The following is a 15,574-nucleotide window of genomic DNA, read 5'->3' as shown; positions in this document are numbered from 1 at the left end:
TCCGTACTGTTACTTGTTGGTCGCGAGCGCGCCGGCGCTGTTCGTGCCGCCGAAGAGCTGCGTCAGGTAAGCCGAGTTGTTGCTCGTCGTGGCCATCAGCGTGTTGAGCGCCGTGAACTGCGCCGAGTACTGGCTCGTCAATTGCGCGATGTAATCGTTCAGGCTCGACTGCTGCGTCGTGAGACTTTTCAGGTCGGAGTTCAGCGCGCTGGTTCGCGCGTCAATCATGCCGCCCGTCTGCGTGAAGTTCGTGATGCTGCTGCTGAGCTTCGCGCCGATACCGTTGGTCGAGTTGAAAATCGACGCTACGGTTGTCGAGTTGTTCGTCAACGCGTTGTTGAGCGCCGTGCTATCGACCTGCAGCGTGCCGTCGGCCTGCAGCGAGATGCCGATCGAGCCGAGGCTGTTGGTCGTGCTGCCGTCTTTCACACCGCCTGCAATGATCGAAGCCAGCGTGTTCTTGATCGTGTTGAGCGTAGAGTCGCCGAGCAACGGGCCTTGCGTGGTCGCGCCAGACGTGTACTGCGCGAGGGTGCCCATCGTCGTCACGACGGTGTTGTAGAGCGACACGAAGTTGTTGATCGTGCTGGCCTGCGTCGCGGTGTCGGTTGCCACGGTCAGCGTCTGCGTGGTCGCCGGAGTCGTAACCGCTGCGGAAGTCAGGTTCAGTGTGACACCCGCGATCGCGCTGGTCACCGCGTTCGTCGAACTGGATGCCGCCACGCTGTTGATGGTGAATTCAGCGTCCTGCGCGGCAGAGCTTTGCGTCCACGCGTTCGAGCTGTTCGCCGACACAATAGACGACTGGCCGCCCGTCGTGCTGGCAGTGGACGTCACGCCGAGGCTCGACAGACCGTTATCGCCGGTCACGTTGTTGACTGCGACGCTGATCGTACTCGCGGCACCGGTCCCGGAAGACGCTAGCACGAGGTGGGCGCCGTCGGTGCCGTTGACGACCGTCGCGGTAACGCCAGGATTGTCGGTCGCGCCGTTGATCGCTGCGGCGATGCCGGCCACGGTGTTATTGCTGCTGTCGATCGATACATTGAACGACTTGCTGCCAAGTGAAATGGCGAGCGTTCCGGAGCCAAGTGTCTGGCTCGCGGTGAATTTGGAAGACGTCAGCGCCTGCGCCGTTGCGATTTGCGAGACGGCGACGCTATAGCTGCCCGCGACCGCGCCTGTTTTGGCCGTCGCGGTGATGCCGTTGCCACCGGTCATGGTGGCGGTGAAAGTGGATGCAAGCCCGCCGTTGGACAGCGAGCTGAGGCCGGTCTCCAGCGCGCCAAGCGCGGCCGAGAGCGTGCCGAATGCGGAAATCTGGGTGTTGTCGCTGCTTTGCTTGGCTGCCAATGCTGCAACCTGGCCAGCAGTTTTGGAATTCACGAGCGCCGTGACGAGCGAGTTGACATCCAGCGAGCTGTTGCCGGTCGCGCCGCTGATGACCGACTGCATGGCCTGCTGCAGGGCTGCGTTGTCGGCTGCGACTGTCGCCGAGGCTGCGCTTGCCGCCGATGAACTCGTAATCGTTGACATGGAAATGCTCCGTGCGTCCGTTTTGATGCGTGATTGACGTGACAGAAATGCAGGATGGAAGGCGAACCTTCCATCGGATAGCTAAAAACCGGACAACGCGCTTTACGCGCGAAGCCCGGTCAAACTTCAGAAGCTATTACTGGAGCAGCTTCAGAACTTGCTGCGGCTGCGAGTTGGCTTGCGCCAGAACCGAGATACCGGCTTGTTGCAGCACTTGAGCCTTCGAGAGGTTAGCAGTTTCCTGCGCGAAGTTTGCGTCGGTGATCTGCGATTGTGCCGACGACAGGTCGGTTGCTTCTGCTTGCTGCGACGTTGCAATCGCAGTGAAGCGGTTCTGAGCCGCACCGAGACTTGCCTGCAGGTTGCTCACAGCGGTCAGTGCGTTGTCAATTGCGACCATTGCCACGTTCGCGCCGCTAACGGTGCTGATGTTGAGGCTCGAAACCGTGGTGTTGGATGCGTTGACTGCACCGATTTGCGCCGTTGCGGCGAGGACCGACGAGTCCAGAGCAGCGTTCGTCTGGTCGTAGGCAGCCGTGTTCATCGTCAGCGTCGTGACCGGCGCACCCGTCGTGGCGTTCGTCTGGGCACCTGCCGAGAAGATCGTGCCAGCAACCGTCGAGCTGATCGCCGAGCCGTTCTGATCGGTGAAGCTGAAGCCACCGTGACCATCCGACAACACGTTGATCGACGTGATGATGTTTGCGCTCGGCGTGGTGGTTGCTGCTGCGCCGGTTGCCTTGTCGATGTCGAGACCGCTGATCGTGCCAGCCAGTTGGCCGGTTGCCAGGGAACCGCTACCCAGGCTAGCTGCCGACATGCTCTTCGACAGGTCGAGGTTGATCGTCTGACCGACGTTCGCGCCAACCTGGAAGCCCACGATACCAGCCGAGCCGTCCAGAATGTTCGTGCCGTTGTACGTCGTTTGCGACGCGATACGGTTCACTTCCTGGATTTGCTGCGCAACTTCTTTCTGCAGTGCTGCCTGGTCCGACGAGGACATCGTGCCCGTCGAAGCTTGCACAGCCAGCGTACGGATACGCTGCAGGCTGGACGTCAGCGAGGACAGCGCGCTCGACGCCGTCTGAATCAGCGAAACGCCGTCGTTCGCGTTCGACACGCCTTGGCCCAGACCGTTGATCTGGGTTTGCATACGCGTCGAGATCGCCAGACCTGCTGCATCGTCAGCCGCGCTGTTGATGCGCTTGCCCGACGACAGGCGGGTGATAGCTTGCGACAGGGCGCTTTGCGAGCCGTTGAGGTTTTGCTGTGCAACCAGCGAGTTGATATTGCTATTGATTCCGAGCATGGAAAATCTCCTAAATAAGCCTGAGCCCAATACGCCACGTTGGCATCGGCGGAAGCACTCGTTCATTGCTGGCCGCCTCAGTGAAGGTTGACGGCCCCCCTAAAAAAAACTTGAGGGACTTTCTTTTACCGCGCTCCAATCGCTATCGCGGATGAGGCTTGCGCGCCCCGCCCGACAAGGGTTTGCGGTGCGACGCATGGGTGCGCTGCACGATTTGAAAAGGCGGCGTATTCTCTTTTTCTCTTGTGAATAAAGCTGGAAGAAATCATGCAAAGACGCCGCATTGGACGCTCGGAATTGCAAGTGGCACCGCTTATGTTCGGTGGCAATGTATTCGGCTGGACCGCCGATGAAGCGACGTCGTTTTCGATTCTGGATGCCTTCGTCGACGCTGGCCTGGACTTTATCGATACGGCCGACGTCTATTCCGCCTGGGCGCCCGGCAATCAGGGCGGCGAGTCGGAAACCGTCATCGGAAAGTGGTTCCGGCAGAGCGGCAAGCGCGACAGGATCGTGCTGGCGACGAAAGTGGCGAAGCATCCCCAGCGTAAGGGACTGTCGGCGGCGAACATTCAGGCGGCGGTCGAAGACTCGCTGCGCCGCTTGCAGACCGATTACATCGACGTGTACTTTTCCCACGAAGACGATACCGAAACGCCGCTTGCCGAGACGCTCGGCGCGTACCAGCGGCTGATCGAAGCCGGCAAGGTGCGAGTGATTGGCGCATCAAACTACAGCGGTGCGCGCGTCGAGGAGGCGCTCGCCGTGTCCCGCCAGCACGGGCTGCCCGAGTATCAGGTGTTGCAACCGGAATACAATCTGTACGACCGGGCCGAATATGAGACCGACATCGAGCCGGTCGCGGTGGCCCATCAGTTGGGGGTGGTCGTGTATTGGAGCCTCGCGAGCGGATTCCTCTCGGGAAAGTACCGTTCGCAGGAGGATCTCGCCAATAAGGCGCGAGGTAGCCGCGTCGAAAAGTATCTGAACCCACGTGGTTTGCAGATTCTTGCGGCGCTCGACCGTGTTGCGGCGCGGCACGGTAGCACGCCGGCCAGCGTCGCGCTGGCATGGTTGATCGCGCGCCCGAGCGTGACGGCGCCGATTGCGAGCGCGACGTCGCTGCAGCAGCTGGAAAGCCTTGTCGCCGCGGTTCATCTGACGCTCACGAGTACCGACATCCGCGAACTGGACGATGCGAGCGCATGAATCGCCCGGATGGCCTGGCGTAATCCCTAAACCCCTGGTAGCATGGAGAGTTTCCTGATATCATCGGGAGTGAATTGAGATCTTTGCCTGTTTCGTCATCGGTTTTCCGTTGGTGAAAGGTTGGCGAAACGGCAGCAGACGCGGCTTTGCAGTACGTCTGTCCGCGTTCCGCGGTGAGCTCCGCACCTCTCTTTTCCGGCCTCCGTGGCCGCTTTGCCTCTCGTTTCATTCGTGGTTTGGCCGGGTTCTTCCCGCGTTTGCCTGTTACTGGCCATGAATCGAAACGACCGGAGGGCCGGCGCGTGAGCGGTCTCCGCCACGCAATCAACCCATATCAAGTGATTGAGTTAGGAATTACATGACGACGATTCTTCTGAAGGAAAACGAGCCGTTCGAAGTGGCGATTCGCCGCTTTCGTCGCGCAATCGAAAAGAACGGCCTGATCGCAGAACTGCGTGAGCGCCAATCGTACGAAAAGCCGACCACGGCACGTAAGCGCAAGAAGGCTGCTGCTGTGAAGCGCCTGCACAAGCGCCTGCGCAGCCAGATGCTGCCGAAGAAGCTGCACTAAGCAAGCTTCTCAGCTCGTCAGAACGGCGGTGTGAGCTTCGGAAGAAGCCACACCGCCGTTTTGCTTTGTGGCCGCGGTTGACGCGGCTTTACCGTGTCGGAGCAGTCAAGCACGGCGCCGTGCTTAGGCGTCGCCCAATGACGCCTCGCGCGTGGTTACGCCGCGCTCTGCAACTTGTGCACGGAGAGCCCGAATTGACGCGCGATCGAGTTCAGGCGCTCGTCCCATTCCCACGTGCCAAACACGTCGTGCACGTTTTGCAGGCAACTGAGCAGATCGACGGTGGCCTGATCGTACACATTGATGCGCGATCGCAGCAGCGCCTTCCTCAGTGCCGCCACGCCGACGTCCATATACGCGGGCGCCGCGGCGGGCGTCTTGCCGATATAGCGCACGGGCACGCCTTCCATAGCCGTCATATAGTCGCGCAGCTTGATGAAGTTGCCGACAGGGCAGCCGCCACAATAGCCACGATAGGCGCCACCTCCGCGTGGCAGCAGTGCTGCCCGCTTCTGGCCGAAAAGGTGGCTCACGGCCCGGTCGAAAATGTCCTGATGGGTGAGGAAGGTTACGGTTTTCATGGTTGGTCTCGCGATGCTGCGCGGTGGTTACTCGTTGATGAGCGTCTGATATCAGTATCCAGCCTGCGTTCGTTGGCCAAGCCCCGACTAGCATGGCGAAAAGCCTTCAATTCCGGGCTTTGCCCCGCGACTTTGCCGCGTGCCTCAGGCGGCGCCCAAGCACAGCACGAGCAGCCTTAAGCAGGCTCCAATCGCGACTGGCTGCGGCAAACGCAGCGGCGCTCATAACCGTATAACGACCGGGATCCGTGATAAGCGCAGCAGGGCTTTACCGGATAGCGGTTTCGACCGATGCGTAAGGACCGTGTAGGCAGGCGAGCGCTGACTCTCACGCGCCCGGCACCGTCACCGTATAGTCCCTGCGGCTAACCGGCCTTGCGAGCCCGTCCCTTCTTGCCGAGGGCGGCGCAGCGCGCGCGGCACATGCAAGTCACCTCGTGATCGTTCACCATGCCGACTGCCTGCATGAACGCATAACAGATGGTCGATCCGACGAACTTGCAGCCGTAGCGCTTCAGCGCTTTGCTAAGTGCATCGGAAACCTCCGTCGATGCCGGCGCGTGCTTGTACGACGCCCACTCGTTCTGAATCGGCGTGTTGTCGACGAAAGACCAGATGAAGTCGGCGAGCGATCCGTGTTCCGCCCGGATCTGCTGCACGACGCGCGCATTGGTGATGGCGGACTCGATTTTGCCGCGATGGCGCACGATGCCTTCGTCCGCCACGAGCGTGTCGACGTACTGCGGCGTGAAGCGCGCGACCTTGTCGATATCGAAGTCGGCAAACGCGCGCCGGTAGCCCGCTCGCTTGTTGAGAATCGTCGACCACGATAGTCCGGCTTGCGCGCCTTCCAGCACGAGCATTTCGAAGAGATGCTGATCCTCGCGCGACGGCACGCCCCATTCGGTGTCGTGATACTGTGCGAGCGCTTCGCTCGATACCCAATTGCATCGTTGTGTCATGTGGCGCTCCCGGTAGTCATGTCGCTCGCCAGCATAGCGGAACGCCTGGGCGTCGCAAGCTAGCCGTTCGGCCAATTGCCGGATTGAAACAGACCTGCCACGCTATGCACATTTCCCACGAAACGCACCTCTCCCAATGAACGAAGACCTATTTCTGATCGGCGTTGACGGCGGCGGCACCGGCACACGTATCGTGCTGGCCGACGCGCACGGGCGCGAGTTGGCGCAGGCGGCAAGTGGGCCGTCGGGTCTTGGCTTGGGCGTCGAACGTGCGTGGCAAGCAATCGCGGCCGCCTGTGTCGATGCATTCGCGCGGGCGGGCGCCGCGCTCGACTGGTCACGCTGCGTACTGGGTTGCGGTCTCGCGGGCGTAAACAATCGCGACTGGCTGGCGGCATTTCTCGCGCAGGCGCCAGCTTTGGCCGGGCTCGCCGTAGAAAGCGACGCCTACACAACATTGCTCGGCGCGCACGGCGGCGCGTATGGCGTGATTGTCGCGCTCGGCACGGGCAGCGTTGCGGCGGCGGCCGACCGGGACGACGGCGAATACCGGACCGTCAGCGGTTATGGTTTTCCGTCGGGTGATGAAGCGAGTGGCGCCTGGCTCGGAGTGCGAGCCATTGTTCACGCACAGCACGCGCTCGACGGACGCGGCCCGAACGACGACCTCGCGCAGGCGCTCCTCGCCCATGTCGGTGCGCGTGATCGCGACGAACTCGTCGTGTGGCTTTGCGAGGCCAATCAGACCGCGTATGCGAGCCTCGCGCGAATCGTGATCGCGCACCGCGCGCATCCATTCGCCGCGCGGCTGCTGGGCGAAGCGGGTGTTCAGATCGGCAAGATGATTGCCGCGCTCGATCCATCTGGGGCATTGCCCATAGCCTTGTGCGGCGGCCTCGGGGCGCCGCTGCGCGAGTATGTGCCGCAGATCTATCAGGCACGGCTGCGCGAACCGTTGTCTGACTCCGCACATGGCGGTTTGCAGTTGGCGCAACGTCAAGCCGCGCGGCTTGTGGGCGACGCGTGAGCCAGTGTCTGACCCGCGTCCGATATGGGCGCGGGCGCCGCACGTTCAATGCCGGCGGGAAGCGTTCGGGGCCCCTCTCGTCATCGACGGTAAAATAGCGCCTTCCACGCTGCTCGCCTGCTTACTATGTATAAAGTCATCGCCACGGATCTCGACGGCACGCTGCTCAATGCCGACCATCAGGTCGACCCGTTCACGGTCGCCACCGTGCGCAAGCTGGAAAGCGACGGCGTGCAATTCGTGATCGCAACGGGCCGCCATTTCTGCGACGTCGCGGGTATTCGCGACATTCTCGGCATCAAGCCCTACCTGATCACGTCGAACGGCGCGCGCATCCATGCGCCCGACAACACTGTGATCCACGCCGACGACCTGCAACCCGCCATCGTGCAACGTCTCGTGCAGCCCGGAATTGTCGGCGAGCACGGTCGCGTCATTGTGAACCTGTTCGCCGACCAGGCATGGCTGATCGACCGGGACGCGCCGGAACTGCTGAAGTTTCATCAGGATTCTGGCTTCACCTACGAAGTCGCCGAACTGCTCGCGCACGACGGCGTCGATATCGCCAAGGTTCTTTATATCGGCGATCCGGCAGATTTGGCCAGAGTGGCCGACAATCTCGCACGCGAGTTCGGCGACGCCCTCTATGTGACGTATTCGCTGCCGGACTGCCTGGAGGTGATGACGTCGAATGTCTCGAAGGGACGCGCGTTGCAAATCGTGCTCGAGCGCGTAGGCGTGGACGCCGCGCATTGCGTGGCTTTCGGCGACAACATGAACGATATCGACCTGCTCGAAACGGCCGGCCATCCTTTCATGATGAACAACGCGAATCCCGATCTGATCACACGGCTACCGAACGTGCCGCGTATAGGCAACAATTTCGAGGCGGGCGTCGCGCATCACTTGCGCAAGCTGTTTTCACTCGACGACGAACTGACGGCCTGACGACCGAAGTCCTGAATGCGACCGGCCCGCAGCGCACGGTGGCAGATGCGGGCCGGTTGACTACATGCCGGAGTCTCTCCGGCTCTCGTTGCCGACTTAACTACTAGTCGTAACCATTAGTCGCGCCATCCGCCACGGCGGTCGCCGTGATCGCGCCGGTCGTCGTGGCCCCAACGGCGGTCGTCCCGATTCCAACCGTGCTCGTAACGGTGGTCGCCGCGATAATAGTCGCCGCGATCGTAGCGACGGCCCCAGCCGCTATTGCCGTAGTACACCGGTTGCGGTGCTGCGTAGACCGGCGCGGGGCGAGTGTAGACCGGGGCGCCGAGCGACAGTCCGACGTTCAGATCCGTGTGTGCCTGGGCCACACCGCATGCGCCCGCTGCAAGACCTGCGGCAACCAGCAATTGAGTGACGATGCGTTTCATGTTGTTCTCCATGCAAGAGCCTGCTTTGAAGCGACGAGTGTTTGTCGCACAGGTTCAATCTACGCATTGCGCCTCATGAGTACTGCGACCAGATGTTACGGACTGCAAGCATCGTCGCAGGGCTCGAAAGCATCCAGTCGCGCCTGCTGTGGGTCGGATCGGCGCCACTCATTGAACGGAAAGCCTGTCGCAGCGGGGCGTTGGGGCAGGCGAGCGGCGCGCGCATCGAATTAGCGGCAACTGAGACAGGCGTTTGCCGGCATGGCGCGTAATGGCGGCTTACATCTGTATAACGGATTAATCTGGTCCTTTCGAATCCGCTGAGATGGCCGGGCGTGAAACGGCCGCGAAGACCCACTCTATAAATACTGCGAAAGCTGCTACTCGACCTCTCCGGCACGCGGCCTTCATAAAAAAACGGGCGCCGTAGCGCCCGTTCGAACCGGCAGCCAACCTGTTCCGGCTAGTCCAGTGCCAGCTTCCCCGCTTTACCGCCGCGGCTTTCCGCGACCAGCGGATACAGCACGCCGGCAATGACGGCGCCCATGATCGGCGCGATCCAGAACAGCCACAACTGATCCACCGCAGCCCCGCCGACGAAAAGCGCCGGCCCGGTCGAGCGCGCCGGGTTCACCGAGGTGTTGGTCACCGGAATCGAGACAAGGTGAATCAGCGTCAGACACAAGCCGATGGCAATAGGCGCAAAACCGGCCGGCGCGCGTTTGTCAGTCGCTCCGAGGATGACGAAAAGGAAGAAGCCTGTCATTACCGCCTCGCAGACGAATGCCGCGGCGAGCGAATAATGGCCGGGCGAGCGCTCGCCATATCCGTTGCTCGCGAAACCGCTCGCGACGAGTTCGAAACCAGGCTTTCCCGAGGCGATCAATGCCAGCACCGCCGCACCCAGCACGGCGCCGATCACCTGCGCGACGATGTACGGAAGCAGGTCGCGAGCCGGGAAGCGGCCGGCCACCGCCAGGCCGACGCTGACTGCCGGGTTTAGATGGCAGCCGGAAATGTGGCCGATGGCATACGCCATGGTCAGCACCGTCAGCCCGAACGCGAGCGATACGCCGACGAAGCCGATGCCGAGGCCATGCACTGGACCGGCGAAGTTGGCGGCGAGGACAGCGCTGCCGCAGCCTCCCAGCACGAGCCAGAAGGTGCCGAACACTTCGGCAGCAAGGCGCTTTGACAACTGCATGATTGGTAATCCTAAAATAGTTGATGCTCTGAAAGCACGGAGTCTTCTCGCACGCTCCGCGCGGGCGCGTGCCTTTGAGCGCCCAATTCTAGGGAAAGACTCGCCAATCGGGTGTCAAGAATTGTCAATGCCGGGCGGCATTACCGATTATTCCGGGATAAAGCCGTTTTGCAATTCATCAACCTTAATAATTATCAGAAGATACCGTCCTAAATCAGTAATGTTATCCATTGCGAATTTTTATAATTACAGTTAGTCTGCGAAGCGAATGAGATCTAAAAGGGGAGAACCGGAATGTCTCAATATGCAGACCTCAAGGCGCAGATCGCCAAATTGCAGGCACAAGCAGAAGAAGCCCGCCGCACGGAAATCGACAATGTGATAGCCGACATCCGCCAAAAAATCGCCGAATACGGCCTGACTGCACAGGACCTCGGCTTTGCAGTAGCCGCCAAGCGGGGACGCCCGCCCAAGAAGGCGCCGCTGCCGGCTAAATATCAAGATCCGAAAACGGGAAATACCTGGAGCGGCCGCGGAAAGCCGCCCAAGTGGATCGTCGGCAAGAACCGTGAACGCTTTTTGATTGGTGCAAGCTGAGTCGTTCGCGAGTGAACGAAAGCGGATTGAAGGATCGGCGCGAGTCCGGGTTTAGTGGGCTGTTCTAATCGGACATGGAAGCGTATCCACGTCGCCATTAAAAAAGCCGCCTTTGAGAGGCGGCTTTTCTGTAAATGAAGCGGGATAAGTCCGAGTTACCGTTTGCGCAAACGATTCACCTGGAAAAAATACCTGCATTCCGTGCGTCAATCGAAAAGCGCTTGAGGCATGTGAGCGTGGATGGCGACAGAGTACTGGCCCGTTTAAAGCACCAGTATCCCGCTGGCGCCGCCATCTGCAGGCTCGCCACGCTTTAGCCCACCGCAACCTGGCGCAGCATCGGCCGACGCGAAGCCTCGATCAGCGCCGAATACGCGTCAACGTAGTTGCGTGCCATCGTCTTCGAACTGAAACGGCGTTCGAACTGTGCGCGGATTTCGCTGCGTGACAACTCGTCGAGACGTTGAAGCGCCGCTACCGCGCCCTGCACGTCTTCTACGATATAGCCGGTCACGCCATGGTCGATCACTTCCGGCACCGAACCGCGGTTAAACGCGATCACCGGAGTGCCGCACGCCATCGACTCGATCATGACGAGCCCGAACGGCTCGGACCAGTCGATCGGAAACAGCAGCGCCTTGGCACCCGACAGGAACTCGGGCTTTTGCGCCTCGTTGATCTCGCCGACGAACTCCACATGCGCCTGCGACAACAGCGGCTCGATCTCGCGCTTGAAGTAGTCCTGATCGGCCTTGTCGACCTTGGCGGCGATCTTCAGCGGCAAACCGCTTTGCGCCGCGATCTTGATGGCTGTGTCGACACGCTTTTCCGGACAGATCCGGCCCAGGAACGCGAGATATTCCGGCTTCTTGTGCGCCTGCGGCGTGAGCAACTGCTCGGGCAGGCCGTGGTAAATCGTGCTCAACCAGTTTGCTTGCGGCAGCGGCAGGCGCTGCGAATCGGAAATAGAAACGACCGGCGCGCCCGAGAACGCGTCGAACACCGGCTGCAATTCAGGCAGGTCGAGGCGGCCGTGCAGCGTGGTCACGAACGGCGTGTCCATCGTCGAAAACAGCGGGAACGGCATGTAGTCGAGGTGGAAATGCAGCACGTCGAACTCGTGTGCGACCCGGCGCACCTTTTCCATCATCAGGATATGGGGGGCCAGCGCGTCGCGAATCGTCGGATCGAGGCGCAGCGCACGAGGCCAGCACGCGTCGAGCTTCGCGGAAGTCGCCGAGTCGCCGCTCGCAAACAGCGTGACGTCGTGACCGTCGTCCACCAGTGCCTCGGTGAGGTACGACACGACACGTTCGGTGCCACCGTACAATTTCGGCGGGACTGCTTCATACAGCGGCGCAATTTGTGCGATTCGCATGCGTTTCTCCTGTTGAGTACGGCTTCGCACAGCGGCGCTCGGGCGGAGCGAGGAGCGAATGCCTGACGGACGGTTGGGCGCGGTAGCCGCCGCCCGGGGGTGCTCCGAATCTGCATCGGGTTATCCCTTAGGCTCATTATCGGGATCGGCCGCGCCAATTCGAGTTATTTTTCAAACGCTTAACCTTGTTACAGCGCGAAACACGAGACGTTACACACGCTCAGGCAGGCTTTCGGCGCTTTTAAACTGGTTCTGGCGGGGGATGACGAACGTTCCTCGAACCGCCGTGCTTCGATATAGCAAGCGCCGAGCCTGCCACCGAAAAGTCGGAAAATTACATGGTGGTGAAAAGGTCTTATAATTTGACTCACCGTTGGGCGGTGCAGCTCGACCTCTTAATCTGCTCACCGCATTGTCTGTTCCCCGGGGAATTTGATATTCCCCGCGCATAGCGGCCCGGAATTCCACGTCCGTCAATCTGCTTAAAACGCCCCAAAATCACAGCGCTGTAGGAAAAACTCCTACACGAATGACGGACTAATCCGTCAAACAAGCTGGGTGTCTGTCCGATTTCGTTTCGCCCCCCCTTTCGAGACAATGCTTGCAAGACTACAAACGAGCCGACCGGCGTGGTTTGACTGCGCGCGTTCGAGCAAACGTTTCCGTAACGGCCTGACCAGCCAGATACACCCCGGGGGAATCATGAGCGCGACAAGCGAAATGCTCAATGAGATCAGAGAAGTCAACCTGTCTTATCTCCTGCTCGCGCAGCGCCTGCTCCGCGAAGACAAGCCGATGGGCATGTTCCGCATGGGGATTTCGGACCAGTTGGCCGACGTGCTCGCCAACCTTTCGTTGGCGCAGACCGTGAAGCTGGCGGCGTCCAATCAGGTGCTGTGCCGCTTCCGTTTCGACGATCACGCCGTGCTGTCCGCGCTCGCGGACAAGGGCAAATCAAGCGCCGTTGCGCAGGCGCACTCCGCGATCCTGATGGCAAGCCAGCCTGTCGAGCAACTCGGCTGATGGCGGTCCGCACAAGGCAAGCAATCGGGACGGGAACGTAAAGCGGATGGCCTATAAAAGTGTGGTGCTCGAAGTCAGGGAAATCACCCTGGCCATCGAACTGATCGAACTCGGCGCGCGTCTGCAACTGCTCGAGGCGGAAACCAGCCTGTCGCGCGATCGGCTCATCAAGCTGTACAAGGAACTGAAAGGGGTCTCGCCGCCCAAGGGCATGCTGCCGTTCTCGACCGACTGGTTCATGACGTGGCAGCCGAACTTTCACTCCTCGCTGTTCTACAACATCTACCGCTTCATGGCCGACCATGGCGGCTGCGCGACGATCCAGTCGATCGTCAAGAGCTACCGGCTTTATCTCGAGCACGTGCAGTTGCACGAAGACGAACCCGTGCTCAGCCTCACGCGCGCATGGACGCTCGTGCGTTTCTTCGATTCGGGGATGCTGCAAATTACGCCCTGCTGCCGCTGCGGCGGGCATTTTGTCGCACACGCTCACGACCCGAAACACGGCTTTATCTGCGGGCTGTGCCAGCCGCCTTCGCGCGCCGGTAAGACAAAGAAAGTTGCCGACGCCCGCGCCCGCGAGAGCCTCGCTGCGCTCGCCGCCTGACCGCCAGCGGGCCGCCGCCGTGCGGCCCTCGTCCAACTCCCCGCCCACTGTGCGCTGCCGCCCGGCTGATTACCGCGCCGGGCCTCGCGCATCGCGTCTCTCACCGGCCGCGCCCGCCTCTGGTTTACACCGGCGCGGCTAGCCGCTTTTCCGTCAAAGTTTTCTGGTGCGTTGCCGTAAACCAGTTTAACGACGGTCACCGTCGCTTCTTTGTGAGGGCTCCGCAGTGCTGATTTTCGTGGGAACACTCGTGACGCTTTTGTCCGTCTTCGGCGGTTACGCGCTGGAAGGCGGCCATCTCGGCGCGCTGTTGCAGCCCGTTGAAGTGCTGATGATCGTCGGCGCCGGCGTAGGCGCGTTCATCCTCGGAAACGGGATGAAGACGATCAAGGCAACGCTGCGCGTCATTCCGACCCTGTTCAAGGGCGCGAAGTACAACAAGGACGTCTATATGGAGCTGATGGCGCTCCTTTACGTCCTGCTTGCCAAAGCGCGCAAGGAAGGCACGCTGACGCTGGAAGCGGACATCGACGATCCGTCGAAGAGTCCGATCTTCACGCAGTACCCGAAGATTCTCGCTGACCATCACATCATCGAGTTTCTGACCGACTACCTGCGCCTGATGGTGGGCGGCAACATGAATGCGTTCGAAATCGAAAGCCTCATGGACGAGGAGATCGAGACGCATCACCAGGAAGGCGAAGCGCCCGCTCATGCGCTGAACAAGGTGGGCGACGCAATGCCGGCGTTCGGTATCGTGGCCGCGGTGATGGGCGTGGTGCACACCATGGCGTCCGCCGACAAACCGCCGGCAGTACTCGGCGAAATGATTGCGCAGGCGCTGGTTGGTACGTTCCTCGGCATTCTGCTTTCGTACGGGCTGATCGGGCCGCTTGCGAGCGTCGCGGAACAGCGCGTGACCGAGTCGACCAAGATGTTCCAGTGCATCAAGGTGACGATTCTCGCGAGCCTGAATGGCTATGCACCCGCGATCGCCGTCGAGTTCGGCCGCAAGGTGCTCTTCTCGACCGAGCGTCCGTCGTTCGCCGAGCTCGAAGAGCACGTGCGCCGCGTGAAGGCCAAGTAAGAGCGCCGGGAACGAACCGATGAGCAAGGACAAAGACCGCGCCATTGTCGTCAAGCGCGCTGCGCCGAAGAAGGCCGGCCACCATGGCGGCGCCTGGAAGCTCGCGTATGCGGACTTCATGACCGCGATGATGGCGTTCTTCCTGCTGATGTGGCTGCTGAGCTCGGCATCCACGGTGCAGTTGAAAGGCATCGCGGAGTACTTCAACCAGCCGTTGAAGATCACGCTGTGGGGCGGCGACCGCAGCGCGGAAGACTCGAGCATTCTGAAGGGCGGCGGCCGCGATATCTCGACGGACGCGCAAGGCGTGACGCGCGCAACGGACGGTACGAATAATCGCGCCGAGCGCACCGTCTCGCACAGCAGCGAAGACTCGATGAAGCAGTTGCAAGGTGAACTGGAGCGACGCGAGCAGGTCCGGCTGCACGATCTGCAAGTGAAGCTGATGGCCGCGATCGAAGCGAATCCCGTGCTGCGCCAGTTCAAGCAGCAGATACGAATCGATTCGACGCTGACCGGCTTGCGCATCGAAATTGTCGACTCGCAAAAGCGGCCGATGTTCGCGACCGCGAGAGATCAGGTCGAGCCGTACATGCGCGACATTCTGCGCGAGATCGGCCACACCCTGAACGATGTGCCGAACCGCATCATCGTGCAAGGACACACCGACGCCGCGCAGTACGCGGGCGGCGAGAAGGGCTACAGCAACTGGGAACTGTCCGCGGACCGCGCGAATGCGTCGCGCCGCGAGCTGATTGCCGGGGGCATGGACGAAGCAAAGGTAATGCGTGTACTCGGCCTCGCGTCGACGCAGAACCTGAACAAGGCGGACGCGATGGATCCGGAAAACCGCCGCATCAGCATCATCGTTCTGAACAGGAAGTCAGAGGAGGCGCTCGACCACGACGACTCCACTACGACGACCTTGTCGGACGATGCAGCCGGCTCGAAGCCGCTGCTGCAAAAACTGGCGCAGCCGGCGACGGCCGCGCCCAAGGTACCGGCGATAGCGCCGGCGGCACAGTAACAGAAGGCGGTCGTCCCGCTGCTCCATGCGCCTCACTGGCGCGGACAGCGAGGCGACACATAGCGTAAGTGCAGCGAGGT

General features: G+C 61.2%; 16 protein-coding genes. 9 read left to right on the top strand and 7 right to left on the bottom strand.

Translation table 11 applies throughout. The annotated features are described in order from the left end of the window. Positions 1-9: 9 nt before the first annotated feature. Together fliD and OH764_RS16705 are read right to left on the bottom strand one after the other, a co-directional pair. On the bottom strand, positions 10-1,536 hold the full coding sequence (gene fliD, locus OH764_RS16710; RefSeq protein ID WP_498847504.1) for a flagellar filament capping protein FliD: 1,527 nt from the start codon (positions 1,534-1,536) through the stop codon (positions 10-12). A gap of 136 nt (positions 1,537-1,672) precedes the next feature. Continuing rightward, complete coding sequence (locus OH764_RS16705) at positions 1,673-2,845, bottom strand: flagellin (protein ID WP_027776943.1); 1,173 nt, start codon at positions 2,843-2,845, stop codon at positions 1,673-1,675. Between the two features lie 267 nt (positions 2,846-3,112). Between OH764_RS16705 and OH764_RS16700 the strand changes: the two genes are divergently transcribed. Then, positions 3,113-4,054: an aldo/keto reductase gene (locus OH764_RS16700; protein WP_498847503.1), complete on the top strand. Its 942-nt coding sequence runs from the start codon at positions 3,113-3,115 to the stop codon at positions 4,052-4,054. Between the two features lie 358 nt (positions 4,055-4,412). Beyond that, a complete protein-coding gene (rpsU, locus tag OH764_RS16695) occupies positions 4,413-4,625 on the top strand; it encodes a 30S ribosomal protein S21 (protein WP_006050883.1) in 213 nt (70 codons plus the stop codon). A gap of 155 nt (positions 4,626-4,780) precedes the next feature. On the opposite strand, the gene OH764_RS16690 is transcribed toward rpsU, so the two are convergent. Both OH764_RS16690 and OH764_RS16685 read right to left on the bottom strand, forming a co-directional pair. Next, positions 4,781-5,206 (bottom strand): hypothetical protein, encoded by a 426-nt coding sequence (locus OH764_RS16690; protein WP_498847502.1) that lies wholly within the window; start codon positions 5,204-5,206, stop codon positions 4,781-4,783. Between the two features lie 365 nt (positions 5,207-5,571). Then, positions 5,572-6,168 (bottom strand): DNA-3-methyladenine glycosylase I, encoded by a 597-nt coding sequence (locus OH764_RS16685; RefSeq protein WP_498847501.1) that lies wholly within the window; start codon positions 6,166-6,168, stop codon positions 5,572-5,574. A gap of 136 nt (positions 6,169-6,304) precedes the next feature. Between OH764_RS16685 and OH764_RS16680 the strand changes: the two genes are divergently transcribed. Together OH764_RS16680 and OH764_RS16675 are read left to right on the top strand one after the other, a co-directional pair. Further along, positions 6,305-7,195, top strand: coding sequence for a glucosamine kinase nucleotide-binding domain-containing protein (locus OH764_RS16680; RefSeq protein WP_498847500.1), 891 nt, complete (start codon positions 6,305-6,307; stop codon positions 7,193-7,195). A gap of 126 nt (positions 7,196-7,321) precedes the next feature. Further along, complete coding sequence (locus OH764_RS16675; RefSeq protein ID WP_498847499.1) at positions 7,322-8,143, top strand: Cof-type HAD-IIB family hydrolase; 822 nt, start codon at positions 7,322-7,324, stop codon at positions 8,141-8,143. Between the two features lie 116 nt (positions 8,144-8,259). Here OH764_RS16675 and OH764_RS16670 read toward each other — a convergent pair whose 3' ends face one another. After that, a complete protein-coding gene (locus OH764_RS16670; RefSeq protein ID WP_498847498.1) occupies positions 8,260-8,571 on the bottom strand; it encodes a PXPV repeat protein in 312 nt (103 codons plus the stop codon). Positions 8,572-9,034: 463 nt separating this feature from the next. Next, positions 9,035-9,775 carry an aquaporin Z gene (gene aqpZ, locus OH764_RS16665; protein ID WP_498847497.1) on the bottom strand — a complete coding sequence of 247 codons (741 nt, stop codon included), beginning with the start codon at positions 9,773-9,775 and terminating at the stop codon, positions 9,035-9,037. A gap of 294 nt (positions 9,776-10,069) precedes the next feature. Between aqpZ and OH764_RS16660 the strand changes: the two genes are divergently transcribed. Then, positions 10,070-10,372, top strand: a complete 303-nt coding sequence (locus OH764_RS16660) for an H-NS histone family protein (protein ID WP_006050891.1) — start codon at positions 10,070-10,072, stop codon at positions 10,370-10,372. A gap of 313 nt (positions 10,373-10,685) precedes the next feature. On the opposite strand, the gene OH764_RS16655 is transcribed toward OH764_RS16660, so the two are convergent. Then, a complete protein-coding gene (locus tag OH764_RS16655) occupies positions 10,686-11,750 on the bottom strand; it encodes a glycosyltransferase family 4 protein (RefSeq protein WP_020070722.1) in 1,065 nt (354 codons plus the stop codon). Between the two features lie 702 nt (positions 11,751-12,452). On the opposite strand from OH764_RS16655, the gene flhD reads away from it, so the two are divergent. The 4 genes from flhD (at position 12,453) to motB (ending at position 15,494) form a co-directional block, all read left to right on the top strand. Then, complete coding sequence (gene flhD, locus OH764_RS16650) at positions 12,453-12,773, top strand: flagellar transcriptional regulator FlhD (RefSeq protein ID WP_006050893.1); 321 nt, start codon at positions 12,453-12,455, stop codon at positions 12,771-12,773. A gap of 46 nt (positions 12,774-12,819) precedes the next feature. Further along, the gene (gene flhC, locus OH764_RS16645; RefSeq protein ID WP_020070723.1) at positions 12,820-13,380 is read left to right on the top strand and encodes a flagellar transcriptional regulator FlhC; all 561 of its coding nucleotides are present in this window, start codon (positions 12,820-12,822) and stop codon (positions 13,378-13,380) included. Positions 13,381-13,606: 226 nt separating this feature from the next. Further along, the gene (motA, locus tag OH764_RS16640) at positions 13,607-14,467 is read left to right on the top strand and encodes a flagellar motor stator protein MotA (RefSeq protein ID WP_006050895.1); all 861 of its coding nucleotides are present in this window, start codon (positions 13,607-13,609) and stop codon (positions 14,465-14,467) included. A gap of 19 nt (positions 14,468-14,486) precedes the next feature. Then, positions 14,487-15,494 carry a flagellar motor protein MotB gene (gene motB, locus OH764_RS16635; RefSeq protein WP_498847496.1) on the top strand — a complete coding sequence of 336 codons (1,008 nt, stop codon included), beginning with the start codon at positions 14,487-14,489 and terminating at the stop codon, positions 15,492-15,494. Positions 15,495-15,574: the final 80 nt, after the last annotated feature.

Origin of the sequence: Burkholderia sp. M6-3, assembly GCF_050858985.1 — a bacterium.
Taxonomy (GTDB): domain Bacteria; phylum Pseudomonadota; class Gammaproteobacteria; order Burkholderiales; family Burkholderiaceae; genus Paraburkholderia; species Paraburkholderia caledonica.
This window is presented reverse-complemented; position numbering and strand designations above follow the sequence as displayed.